Origin of the sequence: Maribellus luteus, assembly GCF_003576475.1 — a bacterium.
Taxonomy (GTDB): domain Bacteria; phylum Bacteroidota; class Bacteroidia; order Bacteroidales; family Prolixibacteraceae; genus Draconibacterium; species Draconibacterium luteum.
In genome coordinates this window covers 1-577 of sequence record NZ_QWGR01000179.1, presented here as the reverse complement: position 1 = coordinate 577, position 577 = coordinate 1, and the positions used below count along the sequence as shown (strand labels likewise).

Here is a 577-nt window from a genome sequence, read left to right as displayed (position 1 = left end):
GCGGGTGACGCCCGTGACCATGCCGTCGGCGTGGCCGAGCGCCACCATCGAAGCGGCGAAGCTGTTGCGGTCCTGGTTGATCAGGCGCTGGACGTCGCGCTTCAGATAGCCGTCGCGCTGCAGGCGCTTGTAGAGGAACTCGACATATTCCGGGTTCCGGTCCGACAGGCGGGCGTTGATGATCTCCAGGTGGGTCTCGGCCGGATCGAGGCCGACCAGGCGCATGTTCTGGTGGACCAGCTCCTCGCGGCCGCACAGCACCGCCTGGCCCAGCCCTTGGGTCTGGAAGGCGTAGGCGGCGCGGATCACCGCCGGCTCCTCGCCCTCGGCGAAGACGATGCGCTTCTTGGCCGCCGACAGCACCGAGCCGGAGATCTTCTGCAGGAAGCCGGCGGTGGGATCGAGCCGCTGGGCCAGGGAGGCGCGGTAGGCGTCCATGTCCTCGATCGGCTTGCGCGCCACGCCGGTGTCCATCGCCGCCTGGGCGATGAACGGCGGCACGTACCAGATCAGGCGCGGGTCGAACGGGGCGGGGATGATGTAGTCGGGGCCGAACTTCAGCGCCCGGCCGTGATAG

1 protein-coding gene is annotated in these 577 nt (G+C 69.2%); it reads right to left on the bottom strand.

The window, feature by feature from the left end:
• On the bottom strand, positions 1–577 hold a 577-nt coding region (locus D1614_RS28490), incomplete at both ends, for a phosphate acyltransferase (protein WP_262707244.1).